This window comes from Pseudodesulfovibrio portus, assembly GCF_026000375.1.
In the GTDB taxonomy this organism is placed as follows: Bacteria; Desulfobacterota; Desulfovibrionia; order Desulfovibrionales; family Desulfovibrionaceae; genus Pseudodesulfovibrio; species Pseudodesulfovibrio portus.
In genome coordinates this window covers 728,533-742,018 of the sequence record NZ_AP026708.1, presented here as the reverse complement: position 1 = coordinate 742,018, position 13,486 = coordinate 728,533, and the positions used below count along the sequence as shown (strand labels likewise).

Genomic DNA, 13,486 nt, shown 5'->3' with positions numbered 1-13,486 from the left:
CATATGAGCAAGAAATCCGATCTCGAATATGATCCCAAGACCGCGTGGGAGGTGTACGGTTCCAAGAAACACCTCAAGGCCATGGACAGGATGGCCGCCGATTACGTGAAGTTCCTGAGTCGGTGCAAGACCGAGCGGCTGGTCATGGACTACGTCCGCGAGCGCGTGGAAAAGGCGGGCTTCGTGGACGACCTCAAGGCTCCGCAGGCCTACCGGTTCAACCGCAACAAGACCTGTTTCCTGGCCCGCAAGGGCAAGCGCCCGCTGTCCGAGGGGTTCCGCCTGGTCGGGGCCCACGCCGACTGCCCGCGCCTGGACTTCAAGCAGCGTCCGCTCTACGAGGATTTGGACATCTGCCTGGCCAAGACCCACTATTACGGCGGCATCCGCAAGTACCAGTGGCTGACCATCCCGCTGGCCCTGCACGGCACGGTGGTCAAGAAATCCGGCGAGGTGGTCACGGTCTGCATCGGCGAGGACCCGGCGGACCCGGTTTTCACCATCACCGACCTGCTGCCCCATCTGGCGTACAAGGAAGTGGTCAAGAAGGTGCAGGACGCCTTCGAGGCGGAGAAGCTGAACGTCATACTGGGCCAGTCCCCGGCCCCGAACGGCAAGGACGAGGACGAGGCCAAGGAGCCGGTCAAGCAACGGGTGCTGCAAATCCTGAACAAGCGGTACGGCATCGACGAGCGTGATTTCTTCAGCGCCGAGATGCAGGCGGTCCCGGCCGGTCCGGCCCGGTATGTGGGGCTGGACCAGGCCCTCATCGGCGGCTACGGCCAGGACGACCGTTCCAGCGTGTTCTGCGGTCTGGAGGCCCTGCTGGCCGAGCCCGAGCCCGAGTTCTCTCAGATCGTGCTGTTCTGGGACAAGGAGGAGATCGGCTCCGACGGCGCAACGGGTGCCAAGTCCTATTTCTTCGAGTACTGCATGGAGGAGCTGGTGGAGGCCTGGGAACCCGGCGCGCGGCTGTCCACGGTGTTCATGAACGGTTCGGCTTTGTCCGCCGACGTGTCCGCAGCCATGGACCCGGACCACAAGGACGTCTACGAGCCCCTCAACGCGGCCCGTCTCGGCTACGGCCCGTGCTTCAACAAGTTCACCGGCCATCGCGGCAAGGTGGGGGCCAACGACGCCCACCCCGACTACATAGGCTGGCTGCGCCGCATCCTCGACGACGCAGGCATCCCCTGGCACATGTCCGAGTTGGGCAAGGTGGACGTGGGCGGCGGCGGTACGGTGGCCAAGTTTCTGGCCGTGTACGGCATGGACGTCATCGACGTGGGCGTGCCCGTTCTGTCCATGCACTCGCCCTTCGAGATAGCCAGCAAGGCGGACATCTACGCCTGCACCCTGGCTTTCCGCGAATTCCTGAAGCGGTAGGGCGGGGCTTCATCCGCAAGACAAAAGGGCCGGGGAGAGATTCCCCGGCCCTTTTCATTGCTCATTCGGTTATTTGTAGAGAGCCTGCAGTCCCGCTTCGGTCAGGAGCTCGTCCTTGACCGGGAAACCGGCGAGTTTGGCTTCCTTCATCCAATGCAGGGCGGAGGGGATGTCCTTGGGGACGCCGAGGCCGCCTGCGTACAGGTTGCCGAGATAATACATGGCCACGTCGTGTCCGTTTACGGCGGCCGCTTTGATCAAACCGGCACCCTTGGCCGGATCCTGCGGCACGCCGTCGCCATAGACGTAAAAAAGGCCGAGCATGAGTTGGGATTCCTGGTGTTCCAGCGCTGCCGCCTGTTCGAGCAGCGAGGCCGCCTTGGCGTAATCCTGTTCAACTCCCTTGCCTTCCACATACATGTTGGCCAGGTGGTACATGGCATCGGCGTTGCCTTCGACAATGGCCTCCTCGAACTTCATCTTGGCCGTGGCGTAGTCCTTTTCCAGGTACGCCGTCCTTCCCTGCTTTTCTATCATGCCGCTCATGCAACCGGCAGCAAGAACCGCAACTGCGGACAGGAGCAGAACGTATTTCATGAAATGTATTTTCATGGTCTCATCCTTTTTGCTTGATTCAGGTTATGCCGTCCACGGCCTAGTAGCCGCCGCCACCGCCACCTTCGGCAGCCGATTGTGCTTCCTCGGCCTTGTCATTGTCCCGCTCGGCGCTTTTCTGGCCGCTCTGCTGCAGTGAGAGAGTGTGCAGGTCCTGATAGTCGGGTTTGCCTGTGCCGAGTTCGTCCTTTGTCCGGTTGATGTTGGCGCTGAAGGCATCCACCTTGCGGGTCATGTCGTCCACGTCCTCGTTTTTCGCACCGGGCTCGCCCTGGGTGGTCTGCGGGGCCGCCTTGATGACGGCACGCGCTTCTTCCGGGGAAACAGGTTCCGGTGCGGAGACGCTGCCGGTCGTCGGGTCCACCGAGACCGCGTGCATGGGACGGCTGATCTCCTGCGGGCCGACGCTCATGGTGTGACCGGCGGACAGATCGAGGTTGCCGACCCGTTCCAGCGAGGGCGTGACGGTGGCGTACACCTCGGTGCCCCGGATGCCGATGGTCGTGGTCGGCGTCTCAAGGGCGAATCCGTCGGGATTCTGTTTGACGATCTGGCCGGTCACATAGCGGAACGTGCCTTCGCCCATCTTGAAAAGCAGTTTTGAGGCCGTTTGTTTCCCGGAATAGATAAATTCATCCAGTGAAATGCGGGCGCTTGATCCCTGGGAAAAGACGGAATCGTCCTTGAAGACGATCTCGACGCTGCTCTTGGTGCTCGTGACGATCACGTCTTTGGGGATGACCTGTTTTTTCAGGTCCAGTTCGCGGACGGTGCCGTCGGGCTGCTCCGCCTTGACGGTGCCGACCATATAGACGACTTCGCCAATGGCATTCGGCAGGTTCTCCGGCGGTTCGGCACCGAAGACGGTAAGTGGGGCAAGGCATATCAGTAATGCCACCGCCACTGCGAGGCGTGCGGTTCTTTTTGGTTTCATCATGGGCTATCCCCCTCTCCTTATTTGATGTGTCCAATCTTTATCTACGTTAACATAATTATAGGCGGGGTCAATAATGTTGAGCGTGGGGGGAGAAAATTGTGTCCTGCCGGAGAATGATACCTGCGCCTTGTTGTCCGGTCCGTTTTTCTCTACCATGTGGCCTTCCTGGAAATTTGAATCGAACCACAAGGAATTGAGGATATATCATGCCCGTCATCATGGGGACCGCCGGACATATCGACCACGGCAAGACCACGCTCATCAAGGCGCTCACCGGCATCGACTGCGACCGCCTTTCCGAGGAGAAGAAGCGGGGCATCACCATCGAGCTCGGCTTCGCCTTTCTCGACCTCGGGGAGGGCGACCGGCTGGGCATCGTGGATGTCCCGGGTCATGAAAAATTCGTCAAGAACATGGTGGCCGGGGCCGCTGGGGTGGATTTCGTCATCCTGGTCATCGCCGCGGACGAGGGGATCATGCCCCAGACCCGCGAACACCTGGAAATCTGCCAGTTGCTCGGCGTGACCACCGGGCTGGTGGCCCTGACCAAGACCGACATGGTGGACGCGGAGTGGCTGGAGATGGTGGAGGATGAGGTGGCGTCCTATCTGGAGCCCACCTTCCTCTCCGGTGCCCCGGTCATTCCGGTGTCGGCCCACACCGGAGCGGGCCTGGAGGAACTCAAGGACGCCCTCAGGACGCTGATCTCCGAATTTTCCCCCAGGCGCCGGTCCGATCTCTTCCGGCTGCCCGTGGACCGGGTGTTCACCATGAAGGGCCACGGCACCGTGGTCACCGGGACCATGGTCTCCGGCTCCATCTCCGTGGGCGACGACGTGACCCTGTATCCCGGCGGGGTCGGGTCCAAGGTGCGCGGGCTGCAATCCCACGGCGAGACCGTGGACACGGCCCAGGCAGGGCGGCGGACCGCCGTGAACCTGGCCGGGCTGGAAGTGGACGATATCCGGCGCGGCGACGTGCTGGCCCGGCCCGGAACACTGTTCCCCACGAACGTCTGGGACATCGAGCTGACCGTGCTCGAATCCTCGCACCTGCCCCTCAAGCATCGCAAGGAAATCCATTTTCATCACGGCGCGCGCGAAGTGCTGGCCCGCATCCATCTCCTCGACCGGGACGAACTCAAGCCGGGCGAGACCGCCATCTGCCAGGCCCGGTTCACCGAGCCCCTGGCCGGGGTGTACGATGACCGCATCGTGCTCCGGTCCTTCTCGCCGCTGCGGGCGTTTGCCGGAGGCAGGATCGTCGGCCCGGTGGGGCACAAGGTCAAACGGTTTTCGGACAGGGTGGAGCAGATGAAGCTCCTGGCCGACGACCGGCCGGAGGTCGTGGCCGCCACCCAGCTGGAACTGGCCGGGCCGGACGGCGTTGATTTCGCCGAACTGCTGACCATGACCAACCTGGAGTCCAAGGGGCTGGAAAAGACCCTGGGCGTGCTCGGCGGCCAGCAGAAGGCGGTGCTCTTCGACAAGGAGACCCGGCGTTATGCGGGCGGCGAGCTCGTGGAGTCCCTGGCCGACGGCCTGCTGGAGTTTCTGGCCGATTTCCACCGCAAGGATTCCATGAAGCCCGGCGTGCAGCGGGGCGAACTGGCCTCGTCGTGGGGACGCGGACTGCCGCCCAAGCTCTTCCATCATGTCCTGGAAAAGCTGCTCAAAAAGGGCGACGTGGTGGCCGAGCAGGAAGTGATCAAGCTCAAGGACCACAAGGTCTCCCTGGCCTCGGACCAGGAAAAGGTGCGCGAGATCATTCAGGCCGCGTACCGGGAGGGCGGAACCACGCCTCCCAACCTCAAGGACGTGCTCGCGTCGCTGGGCATGGACTTCAAGGCCGCGTCCGGCGTGTTCCGGGTGTTGCAGGACCAGGGCGAGATCGTGCGCGTGTCCGGCGACATGTATTACCAGTGTGCGGCCCTGGACGGGATCAAGCAGAAGGTGCTGGCCTTTTTCGAGGAAAAGGAGGAGATGTCGGCACCCGACTTCAAGGATCTGACGGGGTTGTCGCGCAAGTATCTCATTCCGGTTCTGGAATATTTCGACAAGGAGAAGCTCACGGTCCGCGTGGGCGACGTCCGCCGTCTCCGCAAACGGTCTTGACACGGCGGAACACTCCCTTTAGGCCTTACCCATGGATGTTCGTCACCGCTATGCATGGACGGTTGTTCTGTCCCTCTTCCTGTTGTCCGGCTGCGCTGCCAGGACCACCGGGGTGAAGGAGACCGACACGGCCACGGCCCGCGATCTCGTGGTCGAGGCCGAACAGGTGCTGGCCAAGTATCTGGCCGACCCCGGCGGCGAGGCCTTGAAGCCCCTTCTGAGCCGGGCCAAGGGCATGATGATCATTCCCTCGGCGGGCGAGTTCGGCTTTCTCCTGACCATAGGCGGCGGCAGGGGGCTGCTCCTGGCCAACACCGACGGCGGCTGGACCGGCCCGGTCTTCATGGCCCGCAGCTCCCTTGGCTGGGGCTGGCAGGCCGGCGGCTACAGCCGGACGGGCCTCGTGCTGTTCATGCACGAGGACGATGTCCGCTACGTCATGGAAACGGGGTTCGTCTTCAAGGGCCACGCCGATCTCGTCATTTTCAATTGCGATGACGAGTACGGGCGCAGTCCCGAGTTCCGGGAATCCGGCGACGTGTATTTCGTGGGCGAAAAGGCCGGTCTGTTCGCGGGCGTGGCTTTTGACACCGGCGGCTATTCGGACAGGCCCACGTTGAACGAGGCCCTCTCCGGCGTGCCCGGCGGCGATCCCGAGACCGTGCTCTATACGGTCGGGGCCCGGCCCGAGGCGGCGGCCCGCCTGCGCGAGCTGATCGCCGGTGCGGCCCTGGAAGGCGCTACGACAAAAGAAAAGGACGGAACCGAGGTTCCGTCCGATTGAGTTCATCTGGGGTGAGTGAAGGGACTTGAACCCTCGGCCACCTGGGCCACAACCAGGTGCTCTACCAACTGAGCTACACCCACCGCGTGAGGGGCAGTTTTTAACCAAGCTGCCCCCCTCGGTCAAGCAAAATAATAAAAAAGGGAACACATGGATAGATTGATCATCAAAGGCGGCGTTCCGCTTCAGGGCAGCATTCGTGTTTCGGGCGCGAAAAACGCGGCCCTCCCCATTCTCATGGCCTGCCTCCTGGCCGAGGGCCAAGTCAACCTGAGCAATGTTCCCAGGCTGGCCGATATCCGCACGTCGCTGAAACTTCTCAACATCCTCGGTTGCGAGACCTCCTTCGAGGGCAACGAGGCAACCAGCCTGGTAACGGGCCTCAAGCCCGAGGCCCCCTATGAGCTGGTCAAGACCATGCGCGCATCGGTGCTCTGTCTGGGACCGCTGCTGGCCCGGCTGGGCGAGGCCCGCGTGGCCCTGCCCGGCGGATGCGCCATCGGCGCCCGTCCCGTGGACCTGCATCTGCGCGGCTTCGAGCGCATGGGCGCGGAGTTCGAAATCACCGAAGGATTCATCAAGGGACACTGCAAGGGCGGCCTCAAGGGGGCCAAGATCACCCTCGATTTTCCCACCGTGGGCGGCACCGAGAACATCCTCATGGCCGCCTGTCTGGCCGAGGGCGTGTCCACCATCGAGAACGCGGCCCGTGAGCCCGAAGTGGTGGACCTGGCCAACTTCCTGAACGCCTGCGGCGCGAAAATCTCCGGCCAGGGGACCAGCATCATCACGGTGGAGGGCGTTCCCTCCCTGTCCGGGTGCGACTATCGCGTCATGCCCGACCGCATTGAGGCCGGGACCTACATGGTGGCCGCGGCCATCACCGGCGGCGAGCTGGAAATCCTGGACTGCCCGTTTTCGGACCTGGACGCGGTCAGCTACAAGCTCCGCGAGATGGGCGTCTGGCTGCAGGAGGAAGAGGACTACGTGCTGGTGCGCCGGGCCAACGGCCTGTTGCAGAACGTGGACGTGACCACCCAGCCGCATCCCGGGTTCCCCACGGACATGCAGGCCCAGCTCATGGCGCTGATGTGCCTGGGCAAGGGCACCGGCATCATCGAGGAGAAGATTTTCGAGAACCGGTTCATGCACGTGCTGGAGCTGGTCCGTCTCGGCGCGGACATCCGTCTCAAGAGCCGGACAGCCATGGTCCACGGCGTGGGCAGGCTGGTGGGCGCGCCGGTCATGGCTTCGGACCTGCGGGCCAGCGCATCCCTGGTGCTGGCCGGTCTGGCCGCCGAGGGCACGACCACCATCGAACGCATCTACCACCTGGACCGGGGCTACGAAAACATCGAAGCCAAGCTTTCCGGCGTGGGCGCGCGCATAGAGCGGGTCAGCGGATAGACGTCTTTCCCATAGACAATACGCGGCCGATGTCCCTTGCGGATGTCGGCCGTTTCTCGTCGGTCTGGATAACCCTCGGGTATCCTGTTAACTGAAGAGGCGTGAACCAAGCCTCCACGAATCATTCTTCCTTTGCGCCGGGGCTGTTGCCCTGGCAATCCTATGGACTGGCCTTTGTCGTCGGTGTTTTCGGCATTCGTTTTCCGGTCCCGGCCCTGGTCGGGCTGTTCGTGCTTTGGCTGGCCGACCGGACCCTGCGCGGCCCGGACTGCCGACTGCCTCTGCTGGTCTTCATCTGCTGCGCCGCTTTCGGGTGCGGGTACGGATTTCAGCGCACGCCGGAACTGCCCTCCGCCATACCCGATTGGATGGAGGCGCGGACGCCCGTGGAAGTGCGGGGTGTGGTGGACGGCGTGGAGCCCCGTTTCGGCGACCGGCTGCGGCTCACGCTGCGCGATGCCGTCTGCCTGATCGACGGAGGGGAGGAGGCCCTGCCCGGCAAGGTGGCGCTGAGTCTGCGCCACCCGGACTACCGGCCTGTTCCCGGCCAGTCCGTGGAAACGTTTTTACGGGTGGTCCCGGTGCGCGGGTTCGGCAATCCCGGGTTGTGGGATTACGGATGGTACTGGCAGCGGCAAGGGGTGTTCTGGCGGGCGTGGCCTGCGGGCAGGGGCGCGCTGAAGGCGCTGAAGTGGGGCGATCCGCCCGAAAATTTCCTGCGGTCCGTCAAGCGCGGACTGCGGGCGAGGGTGGCCCGGCTGGTGCCCGACACGCAGGGCGGGGCCATGGTCCTGGCCCTGACGACCGGCGACAAGTCCCGGCTCGACGCCGCCACCATGGAGGCCACCCAGTCCGCCGGGCTGGCCCATACCCTGGCCCTGTCCGGCCTGCACGTCGGTTTCGTGGCCGCCCTGGGGCTGGCCCTGGCCTGGCTCGCCGGTCGAACATACCCGCCGCTGCTCCTGATCGTGCCCCGGCCCAAGCTGGCCGTGATCCTGGCCGCGCCCCTGGTGCTGACCTATGCCTGGCTCGGCCAGCCGTCCGCCTCCCTGGTCCGGGCGACGGTCATGTTCGGGTTCTGGGGATTCCTGCTTCTTCAGGGGCGGGGCAGGGTGCTCATGGACGGGCTGTTCTTCGCCCTGTTGGCCATCGTGTTCGCCTCGCCCATGTCCCTCTTCGATCTCAGCCTGCAGATGTCGGTGACCGCCGTGGCGGGAATCGGGCTCATGCTTCCCCATTTCCGGTCCCTGTTTTCCCCGGGCGGGTCGTGGTTTCGCCGGTTGTTCGCCCGGGCAGCGGGGGTGCTGGCGGTCAGCCTGTGCGCCAACATCGCGCTCATGCCGCTGGTGTCCTGGTATTTCGGTTCGTTGAGTCCCAATATCCTGCTCAATCTCGTCTGGCTCCCGGTCCTGGGAATGGCGGTCATGCCCCTCGGGCTGCTGGGCATGGGGCTTGCCTCCTTCGGTTGGGCCGAACCTCTGGCCGGGCTGTGTCTCGGGATGGCCGCCTGGGCCACCGACGGGCTCCTGGCCCTGCTCGATTGGACGGCCGGGTCCGGCCTGACGCCGGTGTATGCGGTCCTGAGGCCGTTGTGGCCCGAAATGTTCGGCTGCGCGGTGCTGCTCGCGGCCACGGCAGCCGTGCTGCGCAGCCCGAGGCGGGTGCCGATGCCCCTGGCCGGTTTGGGGCTCGCGCTGCTCGTCGCGCCCCACCTGTGGGTCATGGGCGCGGACAGCCGGGACGCGGTGCGGCTGTCCATGCTCGACGTGGGGCTGGGCCAGTCCCTGGTCGTTTCCCTCCCCGGAGGTCGGCGCTGGCTGGTGGACGGAGGCGGCGGCTCCAGTCATTTCGATCTCGGCGAGGCCGTGGTCGCCCCGTCCCTGACCCATGGCCGCCCGCCCCGCATCAACGGGGTGTTCATGACCCACCCGGACGTGGACCACAGCCATGGCCTGCCCTTTGTCCTGGACAGGCTCGACGTCGGCCCGTTCTATACCAATTCCATGCTGCCGCGCGGCGCTACCGGCGAGCGGTTGCGCACCGTGCTGGCCCGGCAGCACAGGGAGCCGGTGGGGCTGCACGCGGGCGACGTGGTCCGGCTCGACGGCCGGACAGTGCTGGAGGTCCTGCATCCGGCGAGGGATTTCGCGACCGGACGGGCCAATGAGCGCTCCCTCGTTCTCCGGTTGGTGCGGGACGATGTCTCCCTGGCCTTGCTGCCGGGCGACGTGGAGGGACGCGGCATCGACGCGCTCCTGTCCGGCGGCGCGGATATGCGGGCCCGGGTTTTGGTCCTGCCGCATCACGGGAGCCGGTCCAGCTTCTCCCCGGAATTCTACGCCGGGGTTTCTCCGGAGGTGGTCCTGTGCTCGGACGGCTATCTCAACCGATACGGTTTTCCCGACGCGGATGTTGTCGATGCCGTGGGCGTGCCCGTGTGGTCCACGGCCATCCACGGCAGGGTGGACGTGGAGTGGGACGGCAGCGGCACGCGGTCGATTCGAACGCATTATCCTTGAACGTGCTTGCCACGATCCTTTTACTGGGCTAGATATTTTAATAAGAGTCCAGGCGGTTGCGGTCTGGGCACAGCCCGGTCGGCGCATGGTCCGGATGCCGGGAACGTCTGCACAACAACGCGGTGCCCAATGAGTGACATCAACGAACGGCTGCTGGCCGCCGTCGAAAAGATGCCGGCCTTTCCCCAGAGCGTGAGCAAGGTTCTGAAGCTTGCCGGGGATATCAACTGTTCGCAGAAGGATCTTGTGGAGGTCATCAAGCGTGACCCGGTTTTCACCCTCAAGATTTTGCGGCTGGTCAATTCGGCCTATTTCGGATTGTCCAGGGAAATCAGTTCAATCAACCATGCTTCCGTCTACCTCGGCCTGAACACCCTCAAGAATGTGGCCCTGGGGTTGGCCGCCGTGGGCGTTATCCCCAAATCCGTTTCCAATCGGCTGGACATGGGCGCGTTCTGGCTCCATTCGTTGGCGACGGCCACATGTACGCGCATGCTGGGCCTGAAACTCGGCGTGTCCCGCGACGACGCCGCGGAATACTTCGCCGCCGGACTGCTGCACGACATCGGCAAGGTCGTCTTCGCCCTGTACATGCCCGACGAGTTCGAGCAGGCCACCGCCAAAGCGTTGGAGCCGGGGGCTTCGCTTTCGCAATGCGAGCGGGAGGTCTTCGGGGCCACCCATGCAGATATCGGGGCCATGCTGGCCGGGAAATGGAATCTGCCCGCCGACCTGCACGACGCCGTGGCCTTTCACCATTCGCCGATCGAGATGGCCTCGCAATTGCTCGACTGCCTGTTCGCGGCCAATCAGATATCCAAGCGGCTGGCCTTCGGCTCGGCCGGGAATTACGAGATCGAGCCCTTCCCGGACCGGATCAGGGAGCGGTTCGGCATGGGCATGGATGAACTGATCGCCGACCTGTCCTCCCTGGATGAGGAAGTGGAGAACGCCCGTATTTTCATCAAACTCGGCGAGGCTTGAGCATGCGATTCCGTTTCCGCGGCACCCGGGGCTCCCTTCCCTCACCGGGGCCGGAGACCGTCCGCTTCGGCGGCAACACCACCTGCATCGAGGTCCGTTCCGATTCCGGGGACCTGATAATCCTGGACGCCGGGACGGGCATCCGGGCGCTGGGCATCGAGCTGATGCAGTCGCCGCCCGTGGAGTGCCATCTCTTTATTTCCCACACCCATTGGGATCACATCCAGGGGCTGCCCTTTTTCGTGCCCCTGTTCGTGCCGGGCAATGTCGTGACCCTGTACGGCCCCCCTGATCCCCTGTCCATGACCGGCATCGACGCGGTCCTGACCAAGCAGATGGCCTATCCCCATTTCCCGGTCCGCGAAGCGGAGCTGAAAGCGGACATCAGGTACGAGACCCTGTCCGACGGGCAGGTCGTGGATTTCGGTTTCGCCACGGTGACGGCCCTGCTCATGAATCATCCGGCCATGAATTTCGGCTTCAAGGTGGAGTGTGACGGCAGGGCGCTGTTTTTCAGCGGCGACCACGAGCCCTTTTACAACATCTACGAGCCGGGCGATGCGGATTTCGACGACTACGAGCGCGTCGTGCAGGCGCGGCATCGGATCATGCTGGACTTTCTGCGCGATGTGGACGTGCTCATCGCCGACGCCCAGTATACCGAGGCGGAGTACGCCACGCACACGGGCTGGGGTCATTCCACGTATGAGCGGGTCCTGAACCTGGCGCGGGAGGCGGGCGTCGGCCGGACCTTCCTGACCCATCATGACACCACCCGGACGGACCGGGACCTGGAACGGGAGGAAGAGCGGTTGCTCCGGGAATGGAAGGAGAGCGGGCTGGCTTTTCAATTGGCCAGGGAAGGCGACGTCTTCGATGTCTGAGCAGCAGTGGACGATTTTGGCAATCAGTTGCAATTTTTCCCATTCAATGACATTGAATCTTGTATATTTAAGATCAAGGTAGGAGAGGAACATGAGAGCGCTGATCGTGGATGACGATTTTTACAGCAGGAACATGATTCACGAAATCTTGCGTCAGGTGGCGAGGTGCGACATCGCCGTCAACGGCGAGGAGGCCATCGAGGCCTTCAAGCGGGGGTTTTCGGACGGTGATCCGTACAACCTGATCTGCCTGGACCTGCTTATGCCTGAGATGGATGGACAACAGGCTCTGCGCGAGATCCGTTCACTGGAGAAGGAGCACAACGTGGGCCCGCAGCAGGAAGCCAAGGTGGTGGTCACCACCATGCTGGCGGATGAGAAGGAGACGCACGACGCATTTTTCCTGGGGGGAGCCACCTCATACCTGGTCAAGCCCATCGACGAAGAAAAGCTCATGAACGAAATCAAGAGCCTGGGGCTGGTCGAGGAATAGTTTTCAGCAGTTATTCCAACGTGTAAGCCGGGCACCGTCCGATTCAGACGGTGTCCGGCTTGGCGTTTGAAGCTGGATTTGAAGTCAACGCCTTTTTCTAATATATTACTTTTTTTGCACGATACTTTCTCCCCCGTGCTGAACGGGGCGATTATATAACAGGATAATGTAATGAGCCAAATTCTTGGTGTTAAGTTCAATGATTACGGGCAAGTGTATTACTTCGCATCAGGCCCGTTCGTCGTCCGCGAGAGCCAGTACGTCATCGTCAAGACGGACCAGGGCATGGGGTTGGGCAAGGTCATCCTCGTCCGCCAGGCTCCAAAGGAAAGCGAAAACGACCAGATCGAGGGCTACAAGTCCATCTACCGGCTGGCCAACGACAAGGACATGGAGTCCGTTGCCGAAAACGATGCGTTGTCGCGGGACGCCTTCAAGTTCTGCCGCCGGTGCATCACCAGCCACAAGCTCGGCATGAAGCTCGTGGACGTGGAAGTCTTTTTCGACCGTTCCAAGATGGTTTTTTATTTCACGGCTCCGGGCCGCATCGATTTTCGCGAGTTGATCAAGGACCTTGTGCGCGAATACCGGACCCGTATCGAGCTCAGGCAGATCGGCGTCCGCCATGAGACCCAGATGCTCGGGGCCATCGGCAACTGCGGGCAGATCTGTTGCTGCCGCCGTTTCATGCGCAAGTTCGTCCCCGTGACCATCAAGATGGCCAAGGAACAGAATCTTTTCCTCAATCCGACCAAGATATCGGGCATTTGCGGTCGCCTTCTCTGTTGCCTGAGCTTCGAGCAAAAAGGGTATGAGGAGTTCCATCGTCTGTGCCCGCGCGTGGGCAAGAAATACACGACGGCCCGGGGACAGTTGAAGGTCCTGCGGTCCAATTTCTTCAAGAAATCCCTTAGTGTACTGGACGAAGGGTTTAACGAGCAGGAACTTTCCATTGACGAATGGAACGAAATAGTTAACAAGCCGCCCAGCGAAGAGGCCGTGGCCGACATCAAGGCCAGAAGCCCGCGCAATGCGCGTGGCGGAAGGAGGCCGGGCGGGCCGGACAGGCCTCCCCGCAGCAACGGGCGCGGCGCACCTTCCGGTAAACCCGCAGCCGAACCCGCCGATCTGGATCAGAGCGGTCCCGCGAGCGAGCCGGTCGAAGACAACAGGGACAAGCCGGATGCCAAGGGCCAATCCGGCAAGCCGGTTCGTTCCGGCAGGCCGCCCCGACAGGCCCGGGCCGACGATTCGGACTCGCGCGAGGACAAGGCCAAACGGAGCCGCAGGCCCCGGCGTCGCAGGCGCAGGCCTCCCAAGAAATAGTCATGTTGGCGGCGGGCGCGTTCCGCCCCGACAAGGA

At 63.1% G+C, this 13,486-nt stretch carries 11 protein-coding genes and 1 tRNA gene; 9 read left to right on the top strand and 3 right to left on the bottom strand.

Annotated elements, in window-relative coordinates:
• The first annotated feature begins 3 nt into the window (after positions 1–3).
• Positions 4–1,386: an aminopeptidase gene (locus OO730_RS03725; RefSeq protein WP_264983234.1), complete on the top strand. Its 1,383-nt coding sequence runs from the start codon at positions 4–6 to the stop codon at positions 1,384–1,386.
• A gap of 69 nt (positions 1,387–1,455) precedes the next feature.
• On the opposite strand, the gene OO730_RS03720 is transcribed toward OO730_RS03725, so the two are convergent.
• Together OO730_RS03720 and OO730_RS03715 are read right to left on the bottom strand one after the other, a co-directional pair.
• A complete protein-coding gene (locus OO730_RS03720; protein WP_264983233.1) occupies positions 1,456–1,998 on the bottom strand; it encodes a tetratricopeptide repeat protein in 543 nt (180 codons plus the stop codon).
• 43 nt (positions 1,999–2,041) lie between these two features.
• On the bottom strand, positions 2,042–2,899 hold the full coding sequence (locus tag OO730_RS03715) for a FecR family protein (protein WP_264983232.1): 858 nt from the start codon (positions 2,897–2,899) through the stop codon (positions 2,042–2,044).
• Positions 2,900–3,144: 245 nt separating this feature from the next.
• Here OO730_RS03715 and selB point away from each other — a divergent pair, with 245 nt between their 5' ends.
• Positions 3,145–5,052, top strand: coding sequence for a selenocysteine-specific translation elongation factor (gene selB / locus OO730_RS03710; protein WP_264983231.1), 1,908 nt, complete (start codon positions 3,145–3,147; stop codon positions 5,050–5,052).
• A 31-nt stretch (positions 5,053–5,083) separates the two neighbouring features.
• On the top strand, positions 5,084–5,836 hold the full coding sequence (locus OO730_RS03705; protein WP_264983230.1) for a lipid-binding SYLF domain-containing protein: 753 nt from the start codon (positions 5,084–5,086) through the stop codon (positions 5,834–5,836).
• 7 nt (positions 5,837–5,843) lie between these two features.
• Here OO730_RS03705 and OO730_RS03700 read toward each other — a convergent pair.
• A tRNA-His gene (locus OO730_RS03700) sits at positions 5,844–5,919 on the bottom strand.
• A gap of 67 nt (positions 5,920–5,986) precedes the next feature.
• Here OO730_RS03700 and murA point away from each other — a divergent pair.
• The 6 genes from murA to ricT all read left to right on the top strand — a co-directional run bounded on the left by murA (position 5,987) and on the right by ricT (position 13,449).
• Entirely contained in the window at positions 5,987–7,243 is a 1,257-nt protein-coding gene (gene murA, locus OO730_RS03695) for a UDP-N-acetylglucosamine 1-carboxyvinyltransferase (protein ID WP_264983229.1), read from the top strand.
• A gap of 101 nt (positions 7,244–7,344) precedes the next feature.
• Complete coding sequence (locus OO730_RS03690; protein ID WP_264983228.1) at positions 7,345–9,762, top strand: ComEC/Rec2 family competence protein; 2,418 nt, start codon at positions 7,345–7,347, stop codon at positions 9,760–9,762.
• Between the two features lie 129 nt (positions 9,763–9,891).
• On the top strand, positions 9,892–10,746 hold the full coding sequence (locus OO730_RS03685) for an HDOD domain-containing protein (RefSeq protein ID WP_264983227.1): 855 nt from the start codon (positions 9,892–9,894) through the stop codon (positions 10,744–10,746).
• 2 nt (positions 10,747–10,748) lie between these two features.
• Entirely contained in the window at positions 10,749–11,630 is an 882-nt protein-coding gene (locus tag OO730_RS03680) for an MBL fold metallo-hydrolase (RefSeq protein WP_264983226.1), read from the top strand.
• A 91-nt stretch (positions 11,631–11,721) separates the two neighbouring features.
• Positions 11,722–12,123 carry a response regulator gene (locus OO730_RS03675; RefSeq protein WP_264983225.1) on the top strand — a complete coding sequence of 134 codons (402 nt, stop codon included), beginning with the start codon at positions 11,722–11,724 and terminating at the stop codon, positions 12,121–12,123.
• A gap of 171 nt (positions 12,124–12,294) precedes the next feature.
• Entirely contained in the window at positions 12,295–13,449 is a 1,155-nt protein-coding gene (gene ricT / locus OO730_RS03670) for a PSP1 domain-containing protein (protein ID WP_264983224.1), read from the top strand.
• Positions 13,450–13,486 lie beyond the last annotated feature (37 nt).